The sequence below is a fragment of the Oscillatoria salina IIICB1 genome (assembly GCF_020144665.1).
In the GTDB taxonomy this organism is placed as follows: domain Bacteria; phylum Cyanobacteriota; class Cyanobacteriia; order Cyanobacteriales; family SIO1D9; genus IIICB1.
On the sequence record NZ_JAAHBQ010000018.1, the window covers coordinates 24566 to 41107 of the forward strand.

The following is a 16542-nucleotide window of genomic DNA, read 5'->3' on the forward strand; positions in this document are numbered from 1 at the left end:
CGACACGGCGCGATCGCTCGAAATTTCGCGCACGCTAGGCTAATCGAGGGTAACAGATTTCTTTTTCCTCGATTATTGCAATTAATTCTTACTAAGTTAGTTATAGTAAATCAAATTGTTGCAAATAGCAACCAATAAGTCAAGTATATTTTCGCTCAGTTATCTGCCAGAGAGAAAAATCAGCACAAAGCTTTGTTTGTCAAGTGTTTTTCTAGATAAATTTTGTGAAATAATCTCCTCCAGAGTAGATTGACTCGGCTGAGAATAACGACCAATAGCTTTTCTACTTATTGAAAATAGTTATAAAATAGTGACGAACAGGAATAAGTGTAGCAAGCAGTACACCACTTTAGTCTATTTGTCAACTTAGAGATAAAGTTGTTTACTTAGCTAACTAACAGTTTTTTGCTAAAAAATCTAGACTATTTTCAGCTTTATAAATTCTCTAAAAGTCAAATAAACTACTAATAAACCAGCCAAGAATTCTGCCAAAAATAAACTATAATAAACCCCATTTACACCAAACCAAATCGGCACAAATAAAATTACTGGGACAAACAGAATTAATTGTCTATTCACAATTAAAATTCCGGCAATTTTACCCTTACCCATAGCCTGAAACATCGCAATGCTACACCAAATAAAAGATATCAAAGGTAAGAGTAAAATCACAATCCGAAAGTTGAGCAAAGAAGTTGCTGTAAAATCGAAATTTGGAAGTAACCAACTGAGAAAAAATTGAGGATAAAATTGTAAAGGTAGCCAAAGAATAGTTGACAAAATTGTCCCACCGATACTAAAAGTTAAATAAGCTTTCTTCACCCTTTCATAGAAGCCACCGCCATAATTTATGCCAATAACTGGATGGAGAGCTTGCACAAATCCATATAGCGGAGTAGTAATTAAAGAATACATAGCTAAAGTTGCTCCAACAAAAGCAAGATCGTTATCGGAACCATAGTGAGCAATTGATTTATAAATAACAGTTAATTGGACAATTTCGATACTGTGCATTAGGATCACAGAACTACCAACTGAGATAATTTGCTTTGTTAAATTTTTATTAGCAAAAGCTAACCTTTTTAGATTAACCTGAATTGAGCTTTTACCAGAAAGAAAATAAGTCCAATTGACGCAAGTGTAAACAAATGCAGAAATAACTGTAGCAAAAGCTATTCCTCGCACTCCCCAATTAAGAATAAGTACAAAAGTAAGATTTAAGGTTATATTTGTGAAGACGTAAATGGCAGAAAAAATAGTTGCCAAAGGGATTTTTCCTTCTGCCTTAATAAGTTGACTGGAACCAATTGCTAAAATGAAAAATAGCGAACCAAGAACATAAGTTTGGAAATAGACAACTCCCAAGTCAGCAATTTCTCCTGAGCCACCCATAAAGTTAATTAATGGTTGGCTAAAAATATAACCCAAGATAGTTAGAAAAAAGGAGATAATTACACTAAGTAAAGTGAAATTACCAAAGATTTTTGCTTGAATATTAACATCTCCAGAGCCAAGAGAGCGACTAAGAACTGAAGCCGAACCTACACCGACAAAGAGAGCAAAACCAATTACTAAAGAAGTAAGTGGAAGAGCGAGAGATATAGCTGCGAGGGCATTTTTATCAATGAAGCGTCCCGCCGAAAATACATCGATAAAGTTATTCAAACTAATCAAAAGCATTCCGATAATTCCAGGAGGAGTTAACTTTAACATTAGCTTGACGAGATTATCTTTAGCGATCGCGTCTGCGATCTTAGCTTGTGATGATGAAGTCATATAAACAGTTACCAGTGAACAGTTATCAGTTACCAATCCCCAATCGCTAATCCCCGATCGCCTTTTGCACGAGAGACTGTAGTAGGCTGGACTCAGAAAAATAGATAAAGAAATGATCTCCGGGGAACATTTCTAAGGAAAAATCAGCATTAGTTAGTTCTTCCCATGCTTGCAAATCTGACGCACTAGCTTTCCAATCATCCCAGCCACCAAAAGCGCTAATTGGACAATTTAACCGTGGTTTGGGAGTGTAGACATAAGTTTCCAGAACCGCAAAATCTGCTCGCAGTGTCGGAAGAAACAATTCCATCAATTCTGCATTATTTAACACCTCTTCCGGTGTCCCGTTATAACGGCGTAGTTCTTTGAGGAACGTTGCTTCTGGTAAATTATGAAGTGGTGGGTCTGGGTCGGGAATTTGCGGCGGACGGCGACCAGAAACAAACAATTGTACTGGACTCAAATGATGATTTTTGGCGAGTAGTTGGGCTAGTTCAAAACTAAGCACTGCACCCATACTGTGACCAAAAAAAGCAAAGGGTTTATTGAGACTGGGAAGGATAGCTTTTTCTAGTGCTTGAAGTAGAGGTTGCAGCCGAGTAAAGGGAGGTTCCATTAAGCGAATTCCTCGTCCGGGAAGTTCCACCGGACAAACTTCGATATAATTTGGTAGACGATCTGCCCAGGTGCGAAAACTCAAAGCGCTACCGCCAGCATAATGAAAACAGAAAAGTCTTAGTTTGGCTTGGGGATTAGGTTTGGGACAAGTAACCCAGTTGTTAAAAGTTGAGGTTGTGTTCATTTTGAGTAATTAATTTAGTGAGTAGCACTGTGAGCTTTTTTGGGGTTGACGTTGACCGAGAATTGTCATTTTTACGCCATTAGCGGGATAACAAATTAGCCCATCAAATCGAGGTTGTTCGGGTTTTTGCTGTGCGAGTGTGCATTGATAGCGAGAAAGAATAGTTGCTAAGACTAACTTCATTTCATATAAAGCAAAAGCTCCCCCAATGCAACCGCGAGAACCGCCACCAAAGGGGAGAAATTCCCAAGGTGAAAATTGCCTTTCGAGAAAGCGTTTTGGCTTAAATTGGTTGGGTTCAGGGTACAAATCTTGGCGTCGATGAGTTGCACAAATATTGACTCTGAGGACAGTATCCTGATTTAATTCGTAACTGAGCAAATTTAGGGGTGATTCGACTCTGCGGGGAAAGGTGAATAGTTGAGTTGGGTAAATCCGCAGAGATTCATTACAGACAGCGCTGAGATAGGGAAGTTCAACGATGTTCGTGGGATTTGGGGACTCACCCAAGGAATCAAGTTCTTGAAGCAATTTTTCGCGGACTGAGGGGAAACGGTGAATCCAGTATAGCGCCCAAGTTATGGCGATCGCTGAAGCATCTTGGGCGGCGAAAAGAGGCGAAAGCAGGAGATCGCGAATTTCGTCGTTGCTGAGGAATTCGCCCGTTTCGTCGCGAATTGAGATGAGTTCAGAGAGGATATTAGTTGGAGATGATTTAATGTGGTTATTATCTGGTTGTTGTTGGCGACGTGCGGCAACTTCTGCCGAAATTAGTTGAAATAGTTCTTGTCGGAGACTGAGAAAATTCCCTTCGGGATTAGCTTTAGCTAAAATTGGTTCTAAGAAAGGAAGTAGAAAAGAGATCGATAAAAACGGCGATCGCAGATACTTGATAATCTTCGGAAGTAACTTTCTGAGGGATGTTTCTCTCGGTTCGTTATTTTGACTCAAGCCTAAGACTACCCCTAAGCTTATTTCTAGCGCGATCGCTTCGATAATCTCAAACATGGAGACAGTTTTACCAGTTTCCGACTCTAGGGACATTTTCGCAAATTTTTCGGCGGTAATGTCACAAATTCGCTGTCCGTAAGCTTGCAGACGCGCACCGTGAAAAGCTGGCATTAATAGCTTACGTCGATGTTTGTGCTGGAAGCCGTCGAGTTGTAGTAAACCTCGTTCACCTGTAAGAAAACTACTGTCTCGGTTTAACTCTCCGGGAGCAGTAATCTGTTTGGTATTGGTGAAAATCTGTTTGATTGCTTCTGGGTTACTGACAAACACTGTGGGTATCCCATCAAACATAAGCGTGAAAATATCTCCATAGCGAGATTCCAGTGAATCGACATACTTAATCGGATCGACAATTAACTTGAGATACTGCAATAATAGGGGAGTTTTGGCAGATGGTGGTAGTTTCATGGCTACTCTCGCTAAATTTTTCCAGAAATTGTTGTAGAATTCGTCAAGAAAGAAGATTCTAAGTTTCGAGATTGAGGATCTCGCGATTTATCTGGGAAAAGCTTTTGGCAATCAGAATCAAACTAATCAGCGAAATAACGATTCCCAGCGCAAATGTTCCTTGATAGTCGATAGCTTCAGTAATTACACCACTAAGCGCCGCAGCACCGATCCCGCCCAGATAAACAAAGGAATTTTGGATGGTAAAATCAGTCCCAGCCCGATCTAATTGACTTTTATCCATCATTACTGTCAACATTGTTGTGCTTGCCATACTGCCAGTAAAATGAACCAAGATTGCGGCAAAATAAAGAAAGACACGATTTGTGACTCCAAAAGCTGCGAGAATATAAGTTACGGTAGCGAAGGTTTCGAGTAAACCAAACAAAAGCAGCGATCGCTTTCTTCCCAAAGGTGCAATCAATAAACCAGCCGTCACTGCACCGAAAATTGCCGCCGTATAACTCACAATTCCTAGCAAAAAACCGATTTCTGCTAAAGATAAGCCAATATCCACCAACATCGGACGAAACATCGTACTTGCCATGAAAGAACCGACGGTGTAGAGTACCAAAATTATCAACCAGTGTCCGATACCGGGACGCGAGAAAAAGCTAGTAAAGATTTTGAGATAGGAAATAATCAGCGAAAAGAGATTGCGAGAGTCAACAGCTTGCGCCGAAAATTGAGAATCTGAGCCTCTTTGAGGAATTTGATAAGATTGGGAAAGATTTTGAGAGTGTGAATGCTGATTTCTTTGTCTGGGTAACGTCTCGTGATGCTGGAAAATAGGAATCAAAGCCACTAACATAATTGTGGCGATCGCTAGTAACGTAGCAGTCCATCCAAACTGACTTAGTAACAATAACATCCCACCGCCACCAATCACCGAACCGAGATACGCCCCTCCTCTTTGGACACCGTTTCCTAAACCTCGCTCATCAGGTGACAAAAGTCCTACCGCTAAAGCATCTGTAGCTATATCTTGCGTCGAACACAAGCAACACAGCAAGAAAATACTAATCAGTATAATCGTAAAATGCTCTTCGATACTTAGCCACGCACAAGCAGCACTAGCACCAACTACAATCAGTTGCAAGCAAATAATCCAGAAGCGATAATGTCCCCAACGAGTAAAGCCATAACGGTCAATTAAAGGCGACCAAAGAAAGTTCACCGTCAGTGGAAGTGCAAGCAGGGAAAGCATTCCAATCCCTTCTAAAGACATTCCTTGCTGACGCATAAACACTGGTAAGGCTTCGAGGAAAAAGATAATCGGAATGTACTGAGAGACGTACAAACTACCTAGTAATCCAAGTTTTTTCAGGCTTTTGCTGGTAATCACGGTAAAATTTGGGGATTAGGGATTGGGTATTGGGGATTAGGGATTAGGGATTAGGGATTAGGGATTGGGGATTAGGGATTGGGGATTAGGGATTGGGTATTAGGGATTAGGGATTAGGGATTAGGGATTAGGGATTAGGGAGACAAGGAGTATAAACTGATAACTGATAACTGATAACTGTTCACTGAACCCAGTCCCCACCTCACCAGTCCCCACCTCACCACCTCACCAGTCCCCACCTCACCACCTCACCAGTCCCCAGTCCCCACCTCACCAGTCCCCACCTCACCACCTCACCAGTCCCCAGTCCCCACCTCACCACCTCACCATTCGCTTCTAAATTGAATGCCGAAAGTAGCTGGTGCGCCAAAAGTACCGACAACACCAACAGGGGAAAAGCTGTCAAAAGCTTGAGTTTTGTAGGTATTATCGAAAATGTTATTGGCAAATAAATAAATGCCGTAGTTATCGAATTCGTATCCGAGACGAGCATTAACCAGTGCATAGGGATCTTGTTGAACTGTATTAATGTCGTCAAAATTGGTAGTTCCAAAGCCAACTAATTCCAATCGTCCAAAGAAGCCACCATCAGGCTGACGGTATTGTACCGCTAGGTTATAGGTGAGATTGGGAGCATAAGGAAGTTTATTTCCGTCTAGGGTTTCCCCGGTAAAAGGAGAAATTCCACCAGTAAATTCTGCTTGGAGAATACCCAAACCAGCGATGATATCTAGTCCGTCGATGGGATTTGCTCTGATTTCTAATTCTGCACCTGTGGTTTTAGCATCGGCGGTATCGATAATGAAACTGCCATCGGGACCGAAACTGGGAAACTGGAAGTTGTCGATGGGACTATGAAAAACAGCGATATTGAGAAAGACGCGATCGCTCAATAACGACGATTTTAAACCAATTTCATAGTTCCAGGATCTTTCTCCTTCAAAGATTGCCGTTGCTTCGTTAAAGGGATTGAAATTTGGACCTGGCGGACGATAACCTTTGCTAATGCTGCCATAAGCCATCACATCTTCGTTAAAGTTATATTCCACGACAAAGCGAGGCAACACTTCGCTACCGTCGGTTTCGAGATTTCTTAAGGATAAAGTGGTTAAAGGTTCGCCCACTGTCGGGATAAACGTATTTTCAAATAGTTCGATCTCGCTGTTAGTGGACTCATATCGTAATCCCGCAATCAAATTTACTTGCTCGATTGGTTGATAGCTAACTTGACCAAAAACCGCTAAGGTTCTGTTGTCGAACTCACCATCAATTTGTTCGATTCCCGGAAGTGCTGAATCTATGCCATTAATGAAGGGACGATCTTCAGTAAAATTAGAAGTTTCAAAATAGCCGCCTAGTATCCACTGAAATTGTTCCGCGTCTTCAGGAGACTGTAAGCGGATTTCTTGAGTCCAGGTTGTCGAGTCGAAGTCAGTGGTATTAATGAGGATATCGGCTGGAGAATAATCTGCGTCTAACTGTCCATTTTGGTTAGAAAAACGGCGAGTGGTAATCAAAGTGGCGCGGAAATCTGGATCGGTGTAAGCAATTCTCAGTGATTGAGCGTTAGAAATGAGGTCGTTAAAGCCATTGAAATCTAGCTCGGCATCAAAAGGATCGTCATCGTCGGGAACATAAGCTACAGCACCTTCTCGATAATCATCAAAGGAGGTATTAAACGTAATTTCCCATTCTTCTGAAGGTGTCCAGAGTAATTTTCCTCGGATGTTGTAGCCGAAACCATCATTAATATCCTCATCGAGCAAGGTGTTTTCTACATAGCCGTCTCTCGTGTAGTAAAGCCCCGATAAGCGAAAGAATAATTCGTCTTCTACGATTGGACCACTGACGCTTAGTTGAGATTCAAAATGGTCATAGTTAGCGTAACTGAGTGAATTTCTGAATTCAAATTCGTTAGTTGGTCGGCGGGTAATTACGTTAACCACACCTCCGAGAGAACTTCTCCCGTAGAGGGTGTTTTGCGGACCGCGTAACACTTCGATGCGTTCGATGTCGTTTAGTTCGACATCGATGAATCCAGCAAATCCGTAAGGGACATCATCGACGAAGAAGCCGACTGCATCTCTAGTCGATAAATTAAAGTTGGAAATGCCGCGAATGCTGTAGAAACTCGTGGAACGGTTTCCGCCCCCGGAAAAAAAGGTGAAGTTGGGAGTATTGTCAGCAACGCCTTCAAAGGAGTCGATATCAGCATCTTCAACTTGTTCTTCTGTCAAGACTGTAATGCTGATGGGTACATCTTGAACGTCTTCTTCGGTTCTTTGGGCGGTGACTGTGATGAAAATCTCTTCGGTTTCCGTTTGGGTGAAGGTTTCGTCTACTGTGGGTTCTTGGGTTGTCGGTTGAGTGGTTTCCGGTGTAGGCTCGGTTGTACCTTGAGGTGGACGAGAGATTGGGGCTGATGAGTCAATGACGCTTAAAACTAATCCGCCACTACTTGAGTTTACTTGAACTGTAGGGACATCAGTTCTGCCCACGACCGTTACCCGAATCGTGTTGTTCGTGCGCTGTTCCACTGTCACCGAAGCAATATTTTCGCTGGGGTTAGCTTGTTGAAAACGATTGTCTTGGGGTAAACGCAACTGAGTGTTAATAATGTCAGCAAAAAATGTCTCCCCAAAACTCCCGCTATAGATTTGGGGTATTTCCCCATCTGCTGTTTCCAGGATAATTTCGATGCCGCTTGCAGTGGGATTAATTCGTACACCCGTTACTTGTACTGCCGCTCGAGCAGGTTGGGCGATTAGCACGGTAGCGCCAATCGCTGATGTTGCCATAGATATCCCCCATAAGGGATTGAATAAATTACCCTTACTCACAAAGCTCCTCACACAAATTTTTTGCAACTACTTGTTTTATGACTATACATTATTGAGAGTCATTTGCAACTGTTTGGCTAATTCTTCTACGTGAGGTTCAGTAAACATGGAAAAATGGTTGCCGGGGATAGATTTTGTTTGGATCGGTTGCTGAGAGTATGGACTCCAACCAAAATAGCGATCGCTACTCTCAAATTCGGTCGAGTCGAAATCATGAGTAATTTTCTCTATTGCTTTAAATAAGGTAATGTGGTAAGGGTAAACCTGTGGCTGATAAGATCGCATAGCTTGGACATGAGCCTTAAAAAGCTGGTAATTTCGTAGATGTTGGGCAAGTTCGCGATCGCTAGCCGTTAAGTTCGCCTTTTGATTCAAAAGGGCAAATTGCTCATTTAGCGGCAAATCCCGTAATTCTTGATAAGAAACATCAAACTCAATTCCAAACCAAGTTTTAATCGACTCAGCAAGACGCAGCAAAAACTTAGCATCGTCATCTTTACTCGGTTTAATCCTCATTTGAGGCAAAATAGCATCAATTATGACCAACAAACTCACTTTTTCACCCTGACGAAGTAATTGTTGCGCCATCTCAAAAGCAACTACACCGCCGTAACACCAACCACCCAAAAAATATGGTCCCGTCGGCTGCACCTGACGAATTTCTTCTAAGTAATAAGCGGCTGTTTCCTCCACCGACTGAGGTTTTTCTTGCAATTGATTAGGAGTTTGTTCCAAAGCATAAAAAGGTCGGTTTTTGTCGAGTTTTTGTGCCAAATTCAAATAAGCAGTAATATCTCCCCCAGCCGCATGAACGCAGAAAAAAGGAAGCTTGTCACCAGCAGGCTGAATTGCCACCAAAGGAGAACCCAAACCCAAACCCTCTGGTTGATTATTAAGTATGTTTGCTAATTGTTCAATAGTCGGATTCTCGAACAGAGTAGACAGAGGAAGATTGTGTCCAAAAACCTCATAAATTTGTGCCATTAAGCGTACTGTTAAAAACGAGTGACCGCCTAATGCAAAAAAGTTATCTTTAACGCCAACAGACTTAACATTTAAAAGCTTTGACCAAATTTTCGCCAAGGCTAACTCAGTAAAAGTTCTCGGAGCAACAAAAGATTGATGAGAACTAAGGCGAAGTAAATTATTTTTAGGTAAAGCTTGCTTGTCTACTTTCCCATTTGGTGTTAAAGGAATTTCCTCCAAAATCGTAAAAGCCGAGGGAATCATATACTCAGGTAATTTTTCGCGCAAATAATCATTTAATTGCGGCAAAACATCCGGTTCATCTGTCACCAAATAAGCTGCGATCGCGGTATCCGAATTAAATTTAGTCGCAATCGCAACCGCATCTTGAATAGCTGGATATTGAACAATAACCTGCTTAACTTCTCCTAATTCAACCCGGAAACCGCGAATTTTTATTTGCTCATCAATCCGCCCTAAATATTCCAAATTGCCATCAGGTAAATAACGCCCTAAATCGCCAGTTTTAAACAACTTACTTCCAGGAAAAAAGGGATTATCAATAAATCTCTCTTGAGTTAAATTAGGACGCTGCCAATATTCCTTAGCCAAGCCATCACCACCAACATATAATTCGCCAACAATTCCTACCGGAGTTGGTTGCAAATAACCATCTAAAACATAAATTTGGGTATTATTAATCGGGCGACCGATTGGCACGCTAGTCGCCTTTTCAGACAACAAATTAGTATCGTAATAAGTAACATTAGCCGAAACTTCCGAAGAACCATAAAGGTTAATTAATTTCGCATTCGGCATCAATTCGCGAAACTTGTTAACTAACTCAAGAGAGATAGCTTCGCCACTGGTTATCCAAACCTTTAACTCAGTTAAATTAGTAGTTAAATGACCGTAACTTTCTAAAATTACCCGCAGCAAAGAAGGAACCAAAACAACTCGCGTTACCCTATTTTCAGCAAGAGATTCGAGAAATAATTGCGGATTTCTAACAATTGAATCAGCAAAAATAACAGTAGGTATTCCTTGAAGCAAAGGAGCAAAAATTTCCCAAACTGAATCAACAAAGCTAATTGCGGTTTTCTGACAACAAATTTCCTCTGTTGAAAAAGGGTATTTTTGCCACAGCCAGTGTAAGCCATTAACAGTACCTTTATGAGTACCAAGAACACCTTTAGGAGTTCCCGTTGAGCCGGAAGTATAGATTATATAAGCAGTATTTTCTGCTGTGGAAATTTGGCTAGGGTTGAGGTTACTTTTTTGTTGAATATTTTGCCATTCTTGGTCTAAATTTATAACTGCAATTTCGGCTAAATTGTCAGTTATTTTGTCTACTTGAGTAAGCAAAGATGAATGACTAATAATCAAGGTTGATTTTGAGTCAGAGAGCATAAAATTAAGGCGCTCAACTGGATAATTTGGGTCAAGAGGAAGATAAGCACCACCAGCTTTGAGAATTGCCAAAATTGCGATGACTATTTCGACGGAACGTTCTAAACAAATGGCGACAATAGTTTCTTGAGTAACACCTAGTTTTTGGAGATAATTAGCTAATTGATTGACTTTTTGATTCAGTTGTTGATAAGTTAGTTTTTCTGTTGGGCTGATTAAAGCTATATTGTCTGGTGTTTGCTCAACTTGTTGGTTAAATAATCGATCGAGAGAGGTTGTTTGGGGATAGTCTGCTTGAGTGTTATTCCACTGAGTTAAAATTTGTTGTTGTTGGCTAGTTAGTAAGGGTAGTTGAGAAATTTTTCGCTCTGGATTAGCAACAATACCTGTTAATAAAGTCTGGAAGTTCTCAATCAAGCAAGTAATGGTTTCCGCATCAAACAAATCGGTGCTGTATTCCAAAAAGCCAGTTAAATTTTGCTTAGATTTAGTAATTGAAAGGAAAAGATCGAACTGAGCCGTACCGCTATCCATTTCTAAACTACGCAAAGTTAATCCAGGAATTTCTTGAACAGTTTGAGGTGTATTTTGGAGAACAAACATCACCTGAAACAAAGGATTTCGGCTTAAGTCTCGTTCGGGTTGTAAGGTTTCGACTAATTGCTCGAAAGGCAAGTCTTGATGAGCATAAGCATTGAGAGTTACTTCTCGAACTCGACTCAAAAGTTCGCGAAAAGTAGGATTGCCACTTAGGTCATTACGAAAGACTAAAGTATTAACAAATAAGCCTAACATCGGTTCTAATTCTGGGCGTTTGCGGTTAGCAATTGAGGAACCGATTAAGATATCTTCTTGATTTGTATAGCGGTAAAGCAAGGTACTAAAAGCAGCTAACAAAGTCATAAATAAAGTGACTTGTTCTTGCTGACTTAATTGATGCAATCCTGCGGTAAGAGTTGGCGAGAAAGTAAAACATTGCTTTGCACCTTTAAACGCAGCCACAGAAGGTCGCGGGCGATGACTAGGTAACTTTAATACAGGTAAATCGCCGCTTAGTTGCTGTTTCCAGTAGTTAAGTTGGGTGTTGAATAATTCACCAGGGAGATGCAAATTTTGCCAAATTGCAAAGTCTGCATATTGAATTGGAAGTTCCGGTAAAGGTGAAGGTCGATTTTGAGAGAAAGCTGCATACAAAGTTGCTAACTCTCGTTCAAATACACCAATTGACCAGCCATCAGTGACGATATGGTGCATAGTTAGCAACAAAACGTATTCTTCTTGATTTAAACGCAGTAATTTGGCTCGTATCAGTGGTTTTTGGCTTAAATCGAAGGGTTTTTGCCCTTCCTCTCTGGCGATACATTCAACTTTCGCCTCCCAGTCGTTACCTAAATGCTGAAGATCGATGATGGGTAGTTCCCAAGTTAATTCCGACGGAGACGCGATCGCTTGTACAGGTTGTCGATCTACAAGGACAAAACTCGTCCGCCAAATTTCATGTCGTCTCATAATTTCGTTGAGACTTTGCTTCAATGCTATTACATTCAATGCGCCTTTTAAATGAAGGACACCGACAATATTGTAGAAGGAACTTCCTTGATAAAGTTGGTCAATAAACCAAAGTCGTTGCTGAGGAAATGATAAAGGAATTAACTCTGTATTTGAACGCTTAGGAATCGTTTCAGAATTGAATTTTCCTTTTTTCCATTTAGCGAATAAAGCTTGTTTTGCAGGTGATAAATCAGAGTATTTGCTATCCATGATAATTATTAAACTTAGAACTTGAGTATCTATTTAGCCAAAAAAGCTTCTACTTCTTCATCTGATAATTCGGCAATTTTTTCGAGCAAAAGTTGCTCAATCATTTCTGCTTGTTTAGCTACAGTCGAAGCTTGAATTAACAAGTCACGGAGAGGTAAAGAACTAGGAAACTTTGCCCGCAAACGAGAAATTAACTGAGTAGCAACTAACGAGTCTCCTCCTAACTCAAAAAAGTTATCATAAATTCCCACTTGCTTAATACCAAGAACTTCTTGCCACATTTCGGCAATTTCCGTTTCTAGTTCGTTAGTTGGAGCAAAATAAGAACTATTTAAATTCGTGGGTCTTGAGTGTTTTTCTTGAATTGAAGAGCGATCGTTTAAGTTTAGTTCGTCAAACAAAGTCTCAAAATCTTCAGCATTTTCTGGGTTAAAAGTATAAAGATTTTCACTTAATTTGCTAAACTGTTCGCCAACTTTTACCGTAACTACATTTTTACCTTTTTCTGCTAATTTATTAATTAATTGAGAACCCTTGCCATTTTCATCTACAAACACAAAACAGCGCTCTTTTTTATCCAAACTGACTGAATCATTTTGTCCAGAAAAAGAATTTGATTTCGCCTCAATCCAGTAACGCTGACGTTCAAAAGGATAGGTTGGTAAGGGAACGCGATAACGTTTTTCATGCTGATAAAATCCCGCCCAATCTATTTCTACACCTGCCAGAAAAAGTTTACCTACAGTATTTAATAAAAAGGCGAGATCGGAAGTTCTCTCTTGCGGGTGGCGTAAAGAAGTTAAGACAATTTGCTTAGTTTCCGGTCTTAAATGGCGTTTGGTTAAGGTGCTTAAAGTTCGTCCCGGTCCCACTTCTAAGAAAATTGCTTCAGCTTGTCGCAATAATTCAGAAATTCCCGGAGAGAATTTGACAGTTTGGCGCAAATGTTTAGCCCAATAATTGGGATTTGTAGCTTCCCGATCGGTAATCCAAGTACCAGTAACATTAGAAATAAAAGGAATTTGCGGTGGCTGCAAATTGAGCTTTTCGATTATCAACCGGAAAGGTTCTAAAATTGGCTGCATCATCTCAGAATGGAAAGCGTGAGATGTATGTAAAATTCGACATTCTACACCTTGCGTAGCTAATTTATTTTGTAATGCTTTTATGAGGTTAGTTTCACCGGAAACAACGCAGGAGGATGGACTGTTAATTGCTGCTAAAGATATTTCGGAAAATATCTCTAAATCGAGTAAAGATTGGATTTCAGTTGAGGAAAGTGGCACAGCCAGCATACTTCCTGACGGCAATTTCTGCATCAGTTGACCCCTTGCTGCGACTAAAGTTAAAGCATCTTCTAAAGAAAAAACACCAGCCAGAGTAGCTGCTACATATTCGCCAATACTATGACCAATTAAGGCTTTAGGATGTACGCCCCATTCGAGCCATAATTTGGCGAGAGAATACTCGATGACAAATAAGGCAGGTTGGGCAAATTTTGTCTGGTCTAAAGAGTTTATTTCGCAGGTTTCACGCGGGTAGAGAAGCTGACGTAAATCTAATTTTAAATGAGGTTGGAGAATTTCTGCACAAATATTTACTTGTTGGCGGAATGTTGGCTCAAATTCGTACAATTCTCGCGCCATATTGATGTATTGCGCTCCTTGTCCAGAAAACATAAATATTACTGAACGATTGCCAGGTTTTTGGTATTGGGTAAAAACGCTTGCGGGTGCGAGAGTAGTTAAGGCTGCGATCGCGTCTTCTAAATTATCGGAAAAAGGACAAACTACCATGCGGCGATAGTCGAAATTTTGACGACCAACTTGCAGTGTATAAGCTACATCAGCGAGATTCAAATTAGGATTATTTTGTAAATGTGCTGCGAGATTTGCCGTTGCTGTTTCTAAAGCGGAATTAGTCTTAGCTGAAAGTAATAATAATTGCCAAGGGCGATTGGTGATTGGGGATTGGGGACTGGGGATTGGGGATTGGGAATTGATAACTGATAACTGATTACTGTTAACTGAAACTGGTGCTTCTTCAAGGATTAGATGAGCATTAGTTCCGCCAATTCCAAAAGAACTAACTCCAGCGCGACGAGGAGTTTTCTTAGTTTTCCATTCCGCAAGTTTGGTGTTGACATAAAAGGGACTATTGGCAAAATCAATCTGAGGATTTGGTTGGAAAAAATGTAAACTGGGGGGTATTTGTTGATGTTTTAAAGCTTGAACAGTTTTGATTAAACCAGTAATCCCCGCAGCCGTATTCAAATGTCCGACATTAGATTTTACTGACGCGATCGCGCAAAAGCCTTTTTCCTCGGTGTGGCTACGAAACGCTTGGGTAAGAGCTTCTATTTCAATCGGATCTCCTAAACTGGTTCCAGTACCATGTGTTTCGACGTAGGTAATCGTCTCTGGTTCAACTTGCGCTAACGCGATCGCCTCTAAAATTACTTCTTTTTGACCCTCGACGCTAGGAGCAGTATAACCAACTTTTAAGGAACCATCATTATTAATTGCTGAACCTTTGATAATCGCGTGAATAAAATCACCATCAACTAAAGCGTCTTCAAGGCGTTTTAAAACTACCACACCCAAACCATTACCAAAAATAGTTCCTTGAGCATTCGCATCAAAAGCTCGACAATGACCATCAGGAGAAAGAATTCCTCCTTCTTGATAAGCATAACCTGTTTTTTGGGAAGCATTAATCGAAACACCTCCAGCTAAGGTAATATCGCTTTCTCCGTTGAGCAAACTTTGACAAGCTAAGTGAACCGCAACTAATGATGTCGAACAAGTAGTTTGCACATTAACACTCGGTCCGCGCAAATTTAACTTATAAGAAATTTGGGTCGGTAAATGGTCTTTATCATTACCAATTAAGGTTTGAAACAAGTCCACCGATGCCATAAATTCCCGATTCGGATACAAATTTAAAAATAAGTAACTACTCAGCGCTGCACCTGCATAAATTCCAATTTGTCCTGAATAATTTTCCGGATTGTAGCCAGCATTTTCTAATGCTTCCCAAACACATTCTAAAAAGAGACGATGTTGGGGATCTGCTATTTCTGCTTCTCTGGGTGTAAAACCAAAAAATGCAGCATCGAATAACTCGATATCTTCGAGAATACTCCCTGCTTTTACATAATTTGGGTCATTAAACACTACTGGATTTATACCTGCGGCTTTTAGTTCTTCATCAGTAAAAAAATTAATTGATTCCACGCCATCTCGCAGATTTTGCCAAAAAATATCTACGTTTGGCGCTCCGGGAAAACGTCCTGCTATACCGATAATAGCGATTTCATCTTTCTCTGACAAGCTATCAATTTGATTTGGATTAATCATAAGTTTAAATTTTGCTAATAGAGTAGAAAAACTGACTGATTTTGGTTAAAAACTAAGGTTTGCGAAAAATATAAACTATTCTTGTATCCCTTAATTCCGAAATAGGAACATCTTCCGTTACATCATGAATGATAACTTTCTCGAAGCCGATCTCTTTCAAAGCTGACTCAATTTCTGTACGAGAATAAGCTTTAATTTCGCAATCAACAACTTTTCGTTGCCATTTTCCTTTACTTAATTGAAAAGTGACGTGCTGAGTTTGCCATGATTTACTTTCTAAGTCATAAATCGAACGTTTTAGCCACGCATAATCGTCGCTAAAATCACCTAACATTTCCTCAACTACAGTATTCTCATCAGAGACTATTTCTCCTTCACTTAAATCAAAAGCAAACCAACCATTTTCTAATAGTGCAGAATAGACATTGCGAAAAGCTTTTTTCAGATCCTCAAGACTCAAAATATAGTTAAAAACACAACTTGCTGCGACAACAGCATGGAAAGTTGGCGGCAATTCTAAAGAACAAATATCACCTACCATAAATTTACCTTCGGGAACATTTTTGCAAGCAAAATGTAACATTCTCTCCGATAAATCAAGCCCGGTAACTTGATAACCTTTAGCAATTAGTTCGCTAACTAATTCTCCTCTCCCGCAACCAACATCTAGAATGCGAGATTCTGTCGGTAAATATTCCAGGAAATATTTGCCGACAAATTCTAACCAAAGTTCGCTGCTGCGATCGTCTGGATAAGCAAAAGCCCACTCATTAAAAAGAGCGCGAGCATTTTCATTTTCGGTTGCATTATTGACTGAATCCATAT

The 16542-nt window shown here is 40.3% G+C and carries 8 protein-coding genes; all 8 read right to left on the bottom strand.

Annotated features, from left to right (window positions below):
- Window positions 1–417 precede the first annotated feature (417 nt).
- Complete coding sequence (locus tag G3T18_RS06970; RefSeq protein WP_224409820.1) at window positions 418–1776, bottom strand: MATE family efflux transporter; 1359 nt, start codon at window positions 1774–1776, stop codon at window positions 418–420.
- Window positions 1777–1822: 46 nt separating this feature from the next.
- Window positions 1823–2578: a thioesterase II family protein gene (locus G3T18_RS06975; RefSeq protein ID WP_224409821.1), complete on the bottom strand. Its 756-nt coding sequence runs from the start codon at window positions 2576–2578 to the stop codon at window positions 1823–1825.
- Window positions 2579–2587: 9 nt separating this feature from the next.
- Complete coding sequence (locus G3T18_RS06980) at window positions 2588–3997, bottom strand: cytochrome P450 (protein ID WP_224409822.1); 1410 nt, start codon at window positions 3995–3997, stop codon at window positions 2588–2590.
- A gap of 58 nt (window positions 3998–4055) precedes the next feature.
- Complete coding sequence (locus G3T18_RS06985) at window positions 4056–5381, bottom strand: MFS transporter (RefSeq protein WP_224409823.1); 1326 nt, start codon at window positions 5379–5381, stop codon at window positions 4056–4058.
- 323 nt (window positions 5382–5704) lie between these two features.
- The gene (locus G3T18_RS06990; RefSeq protein WP_224409824.1) at window positions 5705–8179 is read right to left on the bottom strand and encodes a TonB-dependent receptor domain-containing protein; all 2475 of its coding nucleotides are present in this window, start codon (window positions 8177–8179) and stop codon (window positions 5705–5707) included.
- Between the two features lie 84 nt (window positions 8180–8263).
- On the bottom strand, window positions 8264–12358 hold the full coding sequence (locus tag G3T18_RS06995; RefSeq protein WP_224409825.1) for a non-ribosomal peptide synthetase: 4095 nt from the start codon (window positions 12356–12358) through the stop codon (window positions 8264–8266).
- 29 nt (window positions 12359–12387) lie between these two features.
- Window positions 12388–15717, bottom strand: a complete 3330-nt coding sequence (locus G3T18_RS07000) for a type I polyketide synthase (protein WP_224409826.1) — start codon at window positions 15715–15717, stop codon at window positions 12388–12390.
- Window positions 15718–15769: 52 nt separating this feature from the next.
- Window positions 15770–16540, bottom strand: a complete 771-nt coding sequence (locus G3T18_RS07005; RefSeq protein WP_224409827.1) for a class I SAM-dependent DNA methyltransferase — start codon at window positions 16538–16540, stop codon at window positions 15770–15772.
- Window positions 16541–16542 lie beyond the last annotated feature (2 nt).